Annotated in this window: 14 protein-coding genes; 5 read left to right on the top strand and 9 right to left on the bottom strand. The window is 73.8% G+C overall.

The window, feature by feature from the left end; all coding sequences use genetic code 11:
* Positions 1-18: 18 nt before the first annotated feature.
* Genes N912_RS0119545 through N912_RS0119535 form a run of 3 tightly spaced genes read right to left on the bottom strand, consistent with a single transcriptional unit; the run spans position 19 to position 2,942 of the window.
* Positions 19-1,020 (bottom strand): phosphotransferase family protein, encoded by a 1,002-nt coding sequence (locus N912_RS0119545; protein ID WP_028923736.1) that lies wholly within the window; start codon positions 1,018-1,020, stop codon positions 19-21.
* Between the two features lie 24 nt (positions 1,021-1,044).
* Positions 1,045-2,136 carry an FAD-dependent oxidoreductase gene (locus tag N912_RS0119540; RefSeq protein ID WP_037065382.1) on the bottom strand — a complete coding sequence of 364 codons (1,092 nt, stop codon included), beginning with the start codon at positions 2,134-2,136 and terminating at the stop codon, positions 1,045-1,047.
* Positions 2,133-2,942 carry an inositol monophosphatase family protein gene (locus N912_RS0119535; RefSeq protein WP_028923734.1) on the bottom strand — a complete coding sequence of 270 codons (810 nt, stop codon included), beginning with the start codon at positions 2,940-2,942 and terminating at the stop codon, positions 2,133-2,135. Before N912_RS0119535 ends, N912_RS0119540 begins: the two co-directional genes overlap by 4 nt.
* 103 nt (positions 2,943-3,045) lie before the next feature.
* Between N912_RS0119535 and N912_RS0119530 the strand changes: the two genes are divergently transcribed.
* Entirely contained in the window at positions 3,046-3,939 is an 894-nt protein-coding gene (locus N912_RS0119530) for a LysR family transcriptional regulator (protein ID WP_028923733.1), read from the top strand.
* 6 nt (positions 3,940-3,945) lie between these two features.
* Here N912_RS0119530 and N912_RS0119525 read toward each other — a convergent pair whose 3' ends face one another.
* Positions 3,946-4,695 carry a hypothetical protein gene (locus N912_RS0119525; RefSeq protein ID WP_028923732.1) on the bottom strand — a complete coding sequence of 250 codons (750 nt, stop codon included), beginning with the start codon at positions 4,693-4,695 and terminating at the stop codon, positions 3,946-3,948.
* A gap of 108 nt (positions 4,696-4,803) precedes the next feature.
* Between N912_RS0119525 and N912_RS0119520 the strand changes: the two genes are divergently transcribed.
* Positions 4,804-5,805: a phosphotransferase enzyme family protein gene (locus tag N912_RS0119520; protein WP_028923731.1), complete on the top strand. Its 1,002-nt coding sequence runs from the start codon at positions 4,804-4,806 to the stop codon at positions 5,803-5,805.
* 2 nt (positions 5,806-5,807) lie between these two features.
* Here the strand turns inward: N912_RS0119520 and N912_RS53145 are convergent, their stop codons facing one another.
* The 4 genes from N912_RS53145 to N912_RS0119500 form a co-directional block, all read right to left on the bottom strand.
* Positions 5,808-6,806 (bottom strand): NAD-dependent epimerase/dehydratase family protein, encoded by a 999-nt coding sequence (locus N912_RS53145; protein ID WP_156993770.1) that lies wholly within the window; start codon positions 6,804-6,806, stop codon positions 5,808-5,810.
* Between the two features lie 70 nt (positions 6,807-6,876).
* Positions 6,877-7,221: a VOC family protein gene (locus N912_RS0119510; protein ID WP_037065379.1), complete on the bottom strand. Its 345-nt coding sequence runs from the start codon at positions 7,219-7,221 to the stop codon at positions 6,877-6,879.
* Positions 7,222-7,278: 57 nt separating this feature from the next.
* Positions 7,279-8,148, bottom strand: a complete 870-nt coding sequence (locus N912_RS0119505; protein ID WP_028923729.1) for an SDR family oxidoreductase — start codon at positions 8,146-8,148, stop codon at positions 7,279-7,281.
* Entirely contained in the window at positions 8,138-8,746 is a 609-nt protein-coding gene (locus N912_RS0119500) for a TetR/AcrR family transcriptional regulator (RefSeq protein WP_028923728.1), read from the bottom strand. The genes N912_RS0119505 and N912_RS0119500 overlap by 11 nt, the downstream gene beginning before the upstream one ends.
* A gap of 111 nt (positions 8,747-8,857) precedes the next feature.
* On the opposite strand from N912_RS0119500, the gene N912_RS0119495 reads away from it, so the two are divergent.
* Positions 8,858-9,625 (top strand): class I SAM-dependent methyltransferase, encoded by a 768-nt coding sequence (locus N912_RS0119495; RefSeq protein ID WP_037065377.1) that lies wholly within the window; start codon positions 8,858-8,860, stop codon positions 9,623-9,625.
* A 105-nt stretch (positions 9,626-9,730) separates the two neighbouring features.
* Entirely contained in the window at positions 9,731-10,261 is a 531-nt protein-coding gene (locus N912_RS0119490) for a hypothetical protein (RefSeq protein WP_156993768.1), read from the top strand.
* A gap of 80 nt (positions 10,262-10,341) precedes the next feature.
* Here the strand turns inward: N912_RS0119490 and N912_RS0119485 are convergent, their stop codons facing one another.
* Complete coding sequence (locus N912_RS0119485; RefSeq protein WP_245645336.1) at positions 10,342-10,962, bottom strand: TetR/AcrR family transcriptional regulator; 621 nt, start codon at positions 10,960-10,962, stop codon at positions 10,342-10,344.
* Positions 10,963-11,064: 102 nt separating this feature from the next.
* Between N912_RS0119485 and N912_RS0119480 the strand changes: the two genes are divergently transcribed.
* Positions 11,065-12,342 (top strand): FAD-dependent oxidoreductase, encoded by a 1,278-nt coding sequence (locus N912_RS0119480; protein WP_028923724.1) that lies wholly within the window; start codon positions 11,065-11,067, stop codon positions 12,340-12,342.
* Positions 12,343-12,381 lie beyond the last annotated feature (39 nt).

The following is a 12,381-nucleotide window of genomic DNA, read 5'->3' as shown; positions in this document are numbered from 1 at the left end:
CCCGCACCGGCGGCGGACCTACCAGGCGAGTCCATCCAGATGGTTATGGCCGGAAAGCAGGAGGGCGATGCGGTCCCGCGCCGCTTCGCGTGTGTCGGGCAGGGGGTGGTGTGCGTACAGCGCGAGCTCCACATACATGTCATAGAAGTTCAACCGTTCGCGCAGCTGCTCGCGCTCGAACAGCTCCGGATACGCGCCGCGCAGCCATCCGGGGACCTCTGTGAGTGTGGTTTCGTCGAGCCCTCGTTCGTCGGGTGTGGGTGGGTACTCTCGCGCTTTCGCGCACCAGCGCAGGATGGTGTCGAGCTCGACATCCGCTGGTTGAGCCAACGCCTCCGCGAAGTCGATGAGACCGGTGACGCGTCCTTGGTCGACGATCACGTTGGATCCGTGCACATCACCATGGACGAGGACGGGTTCGTCGGCAGCGAACAACGCCAACCGCTCCTGGATCCAGTCGGCGACGTTCGCGAGCAGACGTGAGTCGTGATTGGGCAGTCGCCGCGCGGCCTCGACCTGCTGGAGCGCCGCACTCACCACGGGTGGGTGGAACGCGGGCCACGGTGTGCCGCGGAGCGCGTCGGCCAGCCAGGGCGGCAGCAGGTCGGCCGGGGCAGGAACGCGGTGAAGTGCGCGCAACGCACGGCCGAGGCTCTCGATGATTGATCGGCGCGTGTGCGAGTCCGCCGCCGGCCATGCCTCGTACAGGGTTCGGCCGGGCAGGCGTTCGGAGATGTACCACGGCCCGTCCGGGCCGTCGCCGTGGGCAAGCATCCGGGCATGTGGGACCTCGCTGCCGACGAGCAGGTTGACGACAGTTGCCTCGTGGCGATACGCCCCGCGGAACTGTCCGTTGTTGTTCAGCCGTACGACGTACTCGTCACCGACCCACACGCGGCTCACCCAGCCGGCCTTGGGAAGAAAGCGCCCTGTTGCCGGCAACCCGGCGGCCGCCAGCGTCCTGCGCAGCGCCGGATCGGTTGCCGGCTGGTCGGCGAACTGTGCTGGTTGGTCGCACACGTACCGAGTCTCGCACCGAGGGCGTCACGTCGAGTTGATCATCCAGTGGGTGAAGGCGGCGTAGCGGTGGGCGAACTCGGCGGGGGTGCGGTAGTGCTCGACGGCGTCGGAGAGGGTGCGGACGCGGGCGTAGTGGGGGATGCGGTCGGATTCGTAGGCGGCCAGGGCTTGGGGCATGTCGGGGTGGGCGGCGAGGTGGTGCGACAGGGCGGCGGCGTCCTGGATGCCCAGGGAGGCGCCGGCGGTGATGTGGGGGGACATGGCGTGGGCGGCGTCTCCGGCCAGGGCGACGCGGTGGGAGGTCCAGCGGGGTAGGGGCGGGACGATGGTGATCGGGTTGTGCAGGACCTGGTCGTCGGGGGTGGCGGCGATCACGGTGAGGAGCTGGTCGTTCCAGCCGTTGTCGTTGAGGTGCTCGGCGCGGGTGAGGGCTTCGGACTTGGCGCCGGCGGTGGGGGTGGGGGAGCCGAGCTGGGAGACCAGCCAGTAGGCGCCGCCGTCGTGGGTGCGGGCGTAGCCGCCTCGGCAGCGGTGGTGGCCGACGGTCATGGCGGCGCCGGTCACATCGGCGGCGCCGGGTGGGAGGAGTCCCCGCCAGGTGTGGTGGCCGGGGTGCGGGCGGGGCATCGCGGAGGGGATCAGGTGGGTGCGGACGGCGGAGTGCAGGCCGTCGGCGCCTACGAGCAGGTCGAAGGTGTCGGCGGAGCCGTCGGAGAAGTGGACGGTCACGGAGTCGGCGGTCTCGGTGTAGGCGGCGACGCGGGTGGACAGGCGGATGTGGGCGCGGCCCACGGCGTCGGCCAGCACGTCGTTGAGCAGGGGGCGGTTGGCCAGGAAGTAGTCGTGGTCGGCGGGGCCGTGCTCGGGGGTCTCCAGGAGGCGGCCGGCGGCGTCGTGGAAGTACATCGAGGCGGGGCGGCCGACGGCGCGGATCCGGTCGGCGATGCCGAGGTCGGAGAAGACGGCCAGGGCGTTGCGCCACAGGCCCAGGGAGGTTCCGGTGGACCGGATCTCGGGGGCCTGTTCGACGACCGTCACGTCCAGGCCGACGCGGCGAAGGGCCAGCGCGGTGGTCAGGCCGACGATGCCGCCGCCGGCGACCAGCGCCCGGGTCATTCGCCCGCTCCGTTCGCGGCGGAGAGGACGTCGACGGCGGCGCGGTGCAGGCCGGGGGCGGCGGCCAGGAGGTCGGGGCTGGCGGGGGTCCAGGGGTTGCCTCGGGTGTCGGTGACCGTGCCGCCGGCCTCGGCGACCAGCAGGGCGCCGGCGAGCAGGCCGGAGCGTACGTCGCTGTGCTGCCAGAACACGTCCATCCGGCCGGCGGCGACCTCGATGAGCTGCAGCGTGGCCGGCACCGATGAGCGGGTGACCAGGGCGGCGTCGAGCATCGCGGACAGCGAGCGGGTCAGGCGCCGCAGGGTGGCGGGGTCGTCGCCGGGGCGGGCCTGGCCGGTGCCGACGTACGCGCCGTCCAGCCGGGTCTTGGCCGACGGGCGCAGCGGGGCGCCGTTGAGGAACGCTCCGCCGCCGGCGGACGCGGTGTAGGTGTCGCCGGCGAGCGGGAGGTGCACGGCGGTCAGGACGGGGCGGTTGTCGCGGACCAGGGTGGCGGTCACCGACCAGTCGGTCAGGCCGTGCACGTGGTTGATGTTGCCCTCCACCGGGTCGGCCACCCACCACTCGCCGTCCGGGAGCGCGCCGGTCTCCAGTTCGTCGTCGATCCAGCCGGCGGCGGGGCGGGCGGTGCGCAACGGCTCGCGCAGCAGCGACAGGGACGCCTCGTCGTTGGCGCGCAGCGCGGCGAGGACATCCTCGAGGGAGTTCGGGCGGGCGTCGCGGGTGAAGCGCTGGCGCACCAGGGCGCCGGCGGCCTGGACGGCGGTGGTGACCTCGGTCAGTAGCTCGGTCAACATCGTGGACATGGCTGTCCTTCCAGGTAGAAGGGGGATCGGTGGACCGAGTTCGAGGTTAGGAACGGGAAAACATGACGTCCAGTGCATGTTTGGTACGTCTAGGATTACTCGTGTGCAACTGGATATGAACCTGCTGGTCGCGCTGGACGCGTTGTTGGAGGAGGGCAGCGTGGCCGGCGCCGCGCAGCGCCTGCACCTGACGGCGCCGGCCATGAGCAGGGCGCTGGGCCGGATCCGGCGCGCCATGGATGACCAGATCCTGGTGCGCACCGGGCGGACGATGACGCCGACGCCGCGCGCGCTCGCGGTCCGGGAACGGGTGCATGCCCTGGTGCAGCAGGCGCAGGTGGTGCTGGCGCCCGAGCGCGACATCGACCTGACCACGCTGGACCGGACCTTCACGCTGACCTGCCACGACACCATCGCCACGGCCATCGGGCCCGCGCTGCTGGCCTCGGTCGGAGCGCAGGCGCCCGGGGTGCGGTTGCGCCTGCTCGCCGAGGCCAGCGTCGACACCAGCGACCTGCGCCACGGCCGGGTCGACCTGGAGATCGCGTCGGGGCCGCCGGCGTCGCCGGACATCTCGCACGACACCGTGCTGCACGACCGGCTGGCCGTCGTCGTCCGGGACGACCACCCGGCGGTCGAGGCCGGGCTGAGCCTGGAGCGCTACACCGCCGGGGAGCACATCATCGTGTCCCGGCGGGGGCGGCTGCGGGACCCGATCGACGAGCTGCTGCGGGCGCGCGGCCTGGAGCGCAGGGTGGTGGCCGCCGTGGCCACCGCGACCGCCGCGTTCCACACGATCCGGCACGGCGAGCTGTTCGTCACCGTGCCCGAACGGATGACCAGGCCGGTGCTGGACACGCTGCCGCTGCGCGCGCTGGAGCTCCCGCTCGAGCACATCCCGATCCCGGCGACCATGGCCTGGCACCAGCGCTATGACGGTGACCGCGCGCACGCCTGGCTGCGCGCGCGGGTCCGGGCGGCGCTGAACGCGACCTGAGGACGGTCAGGGTTCGATCGCGGCGTCGGCGGGCGCGGGCTCCGGCTCGGGATCCGGCCAGCGAGCCGGAGGCGGGCCGAACGCCCGTTCGGCCGAGCGGATGACGCCCTTCGCGATGGCCAGGTTGCCGGTCGCGCCGATCAGCGCGCCCGCGCCCAGCGGCAGCGCCCTGCCCAGCGCCAGCGCGCCCTGGCGGACGGCGAACCGCTTGATGAACCAGCGCACCAGGATCTGGTTCACCGGCCCGAGCTTGGGCAGCGGCACCGCGTCGGCCAGTCCCTGCGCCCAGTTCGTGGAGCGGCCGGTGACCTTGCGCATGAGCTGCGCACCGCCCTCGCCAAGGACGATCGCGAGCACCAGCGCGCGGCGGTGCTCCACGTCGCGCATCGGTTGTCCGTGCACCTCGGCCACGGCGAGGGTGTAGAGCACCGAGGCGTCCAGCGCGGCGACGGCCTCGGCCGCGGCGGTGCCCAGCGACGCGACGGTGCCGATGCCGGGCAGGAACGCCGCCCCGCCGGCGGCCGCGCCGAGGCCGCCCGCGGCCAGCAGGTACTGCTTGTCCAGGCCGGCGATCACCTCGGCGGGCGTGGCGTTGGGCTTGTCCCGCCGGATCTTGGCGACGTGGGACGCGACCAGGGGCTGCTGCACCCGCAGCGCGCGCTCCACCGCGGCCCTGAGCGCCTTGCCGGTCAGGCCCTTGGGGGGCTCGGGGAGCTGCTCGTTCGGTGCGTCCTTGGCTGGGCTGTCAGAGCTCACTGTGACACCTGCCTCGCCGCTTCGCGTTGTGGGCTCACGCTGCCCAGTGTGCTTGCGAGCGGGCGGTATGGCACGGAGATCAGCCGATGGGCTGTCATCGTGTGATGTGTGAACGACGAGCTGGCGGCGCGGGTGGTCCGATGGGTCGGTGAGGACTTCGGGCTCGACCTGGGCTCGGTCGCGGAGGTGCGCGACGGCGCGGACGAGGCCGCGCTGCTGTGGCGCGGGGACGGTGAGGACGGCGCGCGGTACGCGGTGAAGCTGACCGGGGGTGGTACGGCGGCCGGGTTGGTGGTGTCCGCGCACCTCGCGGAGCACGGCGTGCCGGGCGTGGTGGGGCCGGTGCGGACCAGGGACGGGCGGTTGTACAGCGAGCGCGAGGGACGGCGGCTGTCCGTGTCGCCGTGGGTGTCCGGCCGGCCGGCGCTCGAATCGGGGATGGCGGCCGAGCACTGGGTGTCGTTCGGGCGGCTGCTGGCGCGGGCGCACGCGACCAAGGTGACCGACGCGATGGCCACGGACCTGCCGCGCGAGGAGCACGATCACGAGCGGTGGGAGTTCGCGGTGCGGTCGCTGGACGCGCGGCTGGGCGGGCTCGGGCTTGGGGGCGGCGACCGGCTCGTCGCGGACCTGGCCCGGGAGTGGCGGGGTGCGGCCGGTTTGGTGTCCTCGGTGCTGGAACGGGCCGACGCGCTGGGCGAGCGGCTGAGCGCGGGGTGGGCGCCCGGCGTGGTCTGCCACGGCGATCCGCACCTGGGCAACCTGCTGCTCGGGCCGCACGGGCGGGTCTGGCTGATCGACTGGGACGACGCGGTGCTCGCCCCGCGCGAGCGGGACCTCATGTTCGTCTTCGGCGGCGTGCTGTACTTCGCGCTGGTCGGCCCCGAGGAGCTGGGCCGGTTCATGGACGGTTACGGACCGGTGGAGGTCAACCCCGAGCGGATGGCCTACTACCGGTGCGTGCGCGCGCTGGAGGACCTCGCGGTGCCGGCCGCGCAGGTGCTGGACGCCCACCGGCACGGCGACCGGGAGCGGGCGGACGCGCTGGCCATCGTCAGGGGCGTGCTGTCGCCGACGGGCCTGGTCCGGCAGGCGCTGTCCGAGGCCTGAGACTACTGACCAACCTGGGCGAGCGCGTCGTCGTCGGCGGCCGCGTCAACGTCGGTCCAGGTCGGCTCGGGCGGCGGGTGCGCGAGGTGCCAGCGCACCGACTCGGCCACCCGTTCCGCCGGGTCGCCGGGCCGCCAGCCGAGCAGCCGCCGCGCCCGCGCCGAGGACACCAGCAGGTGCTGCGCGGGCGTGGCGCTCAGCGCAAGGTCGGCGGGCAGCGCGCGGTCCGGCACGGTGACCAGCTCGGCGTCCGACCCGGCTGCCCGCAGGATCTGCTCGAACCAGGTCCGGACCGACCAGGTGCGCGCCTCGCCGAGGTTGACCGCCTGGCCGTCGGCGACCCTGCTGTCCAGCGCGGCGAGCACGCCGGAGGCCATGTCGTCGACGTACCCCCTGGTCCAGAGGAGGTTCGCGGCCCCGACCGGGATGCGCCGCCGCCCCGCCCGTACCCGCCGCAACAGCGGCTCCTCGCGGCGCTGCCAGTCGTGCGGCCCGTACACCACCGGCAGCCGCAGCACCACGGCGCCCCGGGCCAGCCAGCGCTCCTCGACGTCCAGCTTCTCGTAGTCGTCGGGTATGTCGAGCTTCGGCGTGGAGATCCCGGCGCCCCGGTACGGGTAGCGCTCGGCCCTGACCTCGGAGTCCTCGGTGATCGGCAGCGGGGAGAGCTCGCGGCCGGTGCGCAGGCCGGTGAACGCGGCGTAGACGTCCTGGCTGGACAGCGCCACCGTGGGCACCTCGGGCAGCGCCGGGGTGACGGCGTCGACCTGCGCGCCGGTCAGCGGGGCGGTGTCCACCACGGAGTCCGGGGCGAAGTCCGCGATCTCGCCGGCGTGGTTGGCGAGCCGGGCCCGGTCGGTGATCAGGTGCCGCACCGGCACCCAGTCGTCCGGGGTCGACCGGCCCCGGTGCACGGCCAGCACCTGATCGCCGCGTTCGTGCAGCCGCTCCACCATGCGCCGGCCCACGAACCACGTCCCGCCCACAACCAGAACTCGCATCGGCGCGACGTTACCGCCGCCGGGGCGCCGATCCGCCGGATTGAGCCCTCGGCGAACGGTCCGGCGGATCTCAGACCGCGGTGGTGTGCTTCGGCTGGTACAACATCATCTCGACGTCGCCGGGCAGCGCCAGCCGGACCAGCCTTCCCCAGCTCTCCTCCTCGGGCGGCCCCGTGGTGCGGACGCCCTTGGCGGCCAGCTCGTCCACCGTCGACTCCAGGTCGTCGCACATTAGCGAGAGCTGGTACCCGGGGCCGTCGGCGGGGTGCACGGCGACCTCGGCCGGCGGCATGGCGAAGATGAGCCACCCCGGTTCGTCCTCGACGTGACGCCAGCCCAGGGTGTCCCGCAGCACCGCGCGGAGCGCCTCGAACTCGGAGGAGTAGATCAGGGCGTGGACGCCGGTGATCGCCATGGCCGGATTCCTTTCGTGCTCGTCATGTTGGTGCTAGCAATCTAGCATCACCGACGATCAGCGGAAGACCTCCGCGTGGTCACGGGCGAACTCGGCCACCGTTCGCGGGGCGTGGCCGGTCACCTCGGCGACGGCCGGGGTCACGGCGGCGGCCTCGCCACGGCTGTAGTGCGCGTAGTCCTCGATCAGCCCGTCGACCTGCCAGTCCGGCATGCCGGCGCCGCGCAGGCTGGCGGCGAAGGCGTCCGGCGGGATGTCGGCGAAGCTCACCTCGCGGCCCACGGCGGCGCCGATGGCCTCGGCGATCTCGGCGTGCGTGATCGCGGCCGGTCCGGTGATGGTGTACGTGGCGCCCTCGTGCCCGGGCTCGGTGAGCGCGGCGGCGGCCACCGCCGCGATGTCCCGGACGTCCACCGCGCTGACCCTGGCGTCGCCGATCGGGGCGAAGATCTTCCCCTGCTCGCGGATCAGGCCGGCCAGCGCGAACATCCCCTGGAAGTACAGGTTGGGCCGCAGGAAGGTGAACCCGATGCCCAGCTCGCGGATCCGCCGCTCGACGGCCGAGTGGTAGCGCAGGAACCGCACCGGCGAGTCCTCGTCGGCGGCCAGTTGGGAGAGCTTGACCAAGTGCGTCACGCCGGCCCGCGCGGCGAGCTCGGCGAACCGCTCCTGCTGGGCCTGGGCGCGCTCGGAGGAGGGCGTGACGAGGTACGCGCGCGAGACGCCGGCCAGCGCGGCGGCCACCGCGTCCGGGTCGTCGAAGTCGGCCACCGCTGCCTCGACCGCGGTTCCGCGGAACCGCCCCTGGGCCGCCTCGGACCGCACCATCACGCGTATCCGCACGTCACGGCCGTGCAGCAGCTCCACCAGCTCGCGGCCGGTGTTGCCGGTCGCGCCGGTCACCAGCACCGTGTCGTCAGCGGTCATCGTGTCCTCCCCGGTCGTTGCCGTCGTTGTCGCGGGCTTCGGCGGGGTAGTGGCGGATGCCCTCGTTCAGGTAGCCCGCCCACTCCTCGTCGACGGACTCGATGCCCAGCACCGTCACCAGGTGGCAGAGCTGGCCCCGGGCGAAGAAGTTCTGGACGGCCGGCAGCGGCGCACGCGACCGGTCGGCGACGTAGCGCACCAGGCGTGCGTGCTCGGCGCGCAGCGCGCGTTGGATCTCCGGCTCGTCGGCGGCCGCCAGCGCGTGCACCTGTAGCGCGAGCAGTGTGCGGTCGGCGATGAGTGCGGCGTAGGCGTCGGCCATCGACGAGAGGACCTCCGGGGCGGGCGCCGTCGACGGCAGGGCGTCCGCCCTCGTCGCCAGGGCGTCCAGGATCCTGTCGAAACAGGCGTGCACGGCGGCGATGAACAGCCCCTGCTTGGTCGGGAACAGCCGGAAGACGTACGCGGGCGAGATGCCGGCCTCGGTGGCCACCCGGGCGACGGGGGTGCCCCGGTAGCCCGACACCGCGAACGCCCGCACCGCCGCCGCCAGCACGGCGGGGCGCCGCTCCTCGGCCGTGGACAATGCTCGTTCCATGTGAGTGACTGAACACTCACACTTGGGTCGCGGTCAATGTGGATCCGATGTCTTCTCAGTATCTAAGACAATGTGCCCAAGGGTCGGGATGGACGGACTAGCCTGCGGGGCATGACTGTGCATCGAGGTCCACGTGAATGGGATGCCGTTCGGTACGACGCGCAGCCGCTGCCGCACGAGCGGTGGGGTCGCGGGGTGCTGGCGGCGCTGCCGCTGGCCGGCGACGAGCGGGTGCTCGACCTGGGTGCCGGCACCGGGCGGGACACCGAGGCGCTGCTGGAGCGGCTTCCCACCGGGCACGTGGTCGCGGTGGACGGGTCGGCGGCCATGCTCGCCCAGCTGCGGGACCGGCTGGCCGGGGTCGGGCCGCAGCGGCTCACGGTGCTGCGCGCCGACCTCACCGAACCGCTGGTGCTCGACCGGCCGGTGGACGCGGTGTTCTCGGTGGCCACCCTGCACTGGCTGCCCGACCACGCCGCGGTGTTTCGTTCGGTCGCCGGCGTGCTGCGCCCGGGAGGGCTGCTGCGCGCGGAGTGGGGTGGGGCCGGGCAGTTGGCCGGCATCGAGTCGGCGCTGGACCGGCTCGGGCTGCCCCGGATCGGCCAGACGTGCAACTTCGCCACCGCGGAGCGGACCGCCGAGCTGCTCTGCGTCGCCGGGTTCACCGACGTGGACGTCACGCTCACGCCGGACCCGGTCCGGTTGGCGCCCGGCGGTGAGCTGGAGGCCTACCTCGGCACGGTGGTGCTCGGCGCGGTCCTCGACGGGCTGCCGGCCGAGCGGCACCGGTCGGTGGTCGACGCGGTGGTCGCGCGGCTGCCGGAGCCGACGGTGGAGTATGTCCGGCTCAAGGCCGCCGCGCGCCGGATGGCGGACTGACGGCGTCCGTCCGGGTCACCTCGGGGTGGCGGTTGTGCCGGCCGGTGGGCGGGCGGTCATCATGGGGCGGTGTTGGCGGGACTCTGGGCGGGTGCGGCGGGCCTCGTGTCGGCGCGAGTGTCGGCGGGGGCGTCGGCGCGCGCGGCGGCCGGTCGGCGCGGGCTTCGGCTCCGGCCGGGCGTGGTGGCCGGGCTGCTCGGGGTTCTGGTGCTGGCCGGGTGCGGTTCGCCCGAGCTGACCAGCACGCCGGCCTCGAAACCGGCGCCGACCAGCCGGGCCGCCGCCTCCGGCGCGCTCGCCAGCGCGGTCACCAAGCTGGACCTGATCAGCCAGGACCCGTGCCAGACCGGGAAGGCGGAGCAGGTCTACCCGGACTGTGACAGGTTCCTCGCCGAGCTGCGTTCAGCGGTGGGAACGGTGCGCGCGGGGGCCGCGGGGCTGCCCAACGGCGAGCTGGTCGGGGTCAGCTCGGCGACGCTGCTGTCCGCCGCCGACGCCTTCGACCGGGACGGCTGCGGCTCGCGCCTGAGCCCGACCGGCCCGGCCAGCGCGCAGGCCTGCGCGGCCGACCTGGAGCGCGTCCGGTCCGGCCTGGCCACCCTGATCGACCAGACCCGGGACGTGGCCGGCCGCTGACCCGGCCACCGGAGCGCCGTCAAGGCGGTTCCGCGGAACCGCCTCACGCCGGGGCACCGCCGGAGCGTCGAGCGGGGCCGTTACGGGGACAGCAGCCGTCGGATCGCGTCCAACTGCGCGGCCGCCAGCCGTCCGAGCTCGTCGGCGTCCAGCTCGGGCAGGTGCGTCACCGACCACTCGTCCATCGCCCAGAGCACCGCCAGCGCGAGCCGGGCCTGCAGAGACGGCGGAAGGTCGTCGCGCACCGCCCCGGCCGAACGCCCGGCCTCCAGCGCCCGGGTCAGCCAGTCGTCCACCCCGGCCCTGGCCCGGCTCAGCGCCCCGTCCTCGCCGGCCGGCGCGTCGGGCAGGTAGAACATCCGACCCAGGCTGGTGAACAGCTCGCCGCGCTCGGCCAGCGCCAGCAGCTGGTCCAGCAGCCGCGCGATCCGGTCCCAGAAGTCGGGGCCGGCCAGCTCGGTGGCGTCTGGCAGGTCGACGGCCTCGACCAGCGCCCGGCCCGCCTCCGTCACCACCGCGTCGAACAGCGCCTCCTTGGAGTCGAAGTAGTGGTAGAAGGAGCTCTTGCTCATGCCGTTGGCCCGGATGACCCGGTTCAGCGAGGCGCGCTGGTAGCCCGCGCCGGCGAACTCCCTGGCCGCCGACTCCAACAGCGCGCGCCGTCGCCGGGGCGGCAGCTCTCCCACCGTCCGTGATCCCACCGGCCGACGCTAGCACGTCAGTGGACCGCCCGGTCCAATTCCGTGCTAGCGTCGAGTAGTGGACCGGGTGGTCCACTGTTGTTGGACGTATGAGGAGTGGACGTGTTGGAGTCGACACCCGTCTCGGATCAGCTGGCAGCCGTGCGGGAGGACCCGCTGCGGGTGCTGGTCGTCGGCGCCGGGGTGGCGGGGCTGACGCTGGCCGGGCTGCTGCGCCGGCGAGGGCTGCATCCGGTGGTGCTGGAGCGCTCCGGCCCGGACGCGGGGGCCGGTTACATGCTGGCGCTGATGCCGCTGGTCGACCCGGTGCTCGCCGCCCTCGACCTGACCGAGGAGTACGCCCGGCGCGGCGTCCCCCTGGCCCGGTACCGGATCCGAGGGCGGACCGGTGCGACGCTGCGGGAGTACCAGATGAGCCGGCTGCTGGCCCGCTTCGGCGACTACCGGGGGATCAGCCGCGGCGGCATGCTCGGGGTGCTCGGCTCGCCGGGGCCGGCCGTCAGCCATCGGGCCACGGTGAGCGCGATCGAGCAGGACGCCGACGTGGTTCGGGCCGTGATCGAGGACGGCTCGGGGGCCGCCGTGACGGGCGAGTTCGACCTGGTGGTGGCCGCCGACGGGCTGCACTCGGCGACGCGTGGCCTGGTGCTCGGCGACGACGGGGTGTCCGGTTTCGACAGCGGCTGGGGCGGCTGGGTGGGCTGGCTCCCGCCGGACCGGGACCACGATCTCGGCGAGGAGCTCTGGGGCGACGGGACGTTCATCGGCACCTACCCGGTGGAGGACCGGCTCGGGTTCATCGTGTGCGGCCCGCGCGCGGACACCCGGGTCGGGCCTCGGCGGTTCGCCGGCCGCGCCCGCGCCGCGTTCGCCTCGCCGGGCCAACGGGTTCGTGATGCCCTCGACGTCCTGGACCGGGCCGAGCCGGACGAGTGCTACTTCTGGTCGCTGGTCGACCGGCGGGCCGCCACCTGGTCGGTCGGGCGGGTGGCGTTGCTCGGTGACGCCGCCGCCGGTTTCCTGCCGACGGCGGGCATCGGCGCGGGCATGGCGATGGAGTCGGCGTGGGTGCTGGACGGTCACCTGGGCGGTCACCTGGACGGGCACCCGAGTGCCGCCGGCAGGGAGCGGATATCCGTAGCGCTGCGGGACTACGAGGCGCACCAGCGCCCGCGCGTCGAGGCCGCCCAGGAGAACTCCCGCCAGCTGGCCAGGCTGATGTTCCGGGGCGGCCGCCCGTTCGCGTTCGCGCGCGACCTCGCGGCCAGGTTCGTCCCGCTCGGGGTCGCGTTGCGCCCGATCCAGCGGCTGCTCGTCGAGCGGCCTACGCTGGGCGCCGCCGCTCCCGCCGGCTCGTCGCCGGGCTATCGCACCGGTTAGTCAGTTGCCAGGACTATGCAACGGTGCCGAGGCTGGCGC

It is taken from the genome of Actinospineispora acaciae DSM 45401 (assembly GCF_000620785.1).
In the GTDB taxonomy this organism is placed as follows: domain Bacteria; phylum Actinomycetota; class Actinomycetes; order Mycobacteriales; family Pseudonocardiaceae; genus Pseudonocardia; species Pseudonocardia acaciae.
Note: the sequence above shows the minus strand (reverse complement) of the source record. Positions and strands in the feature narration are given on the sequence as shown.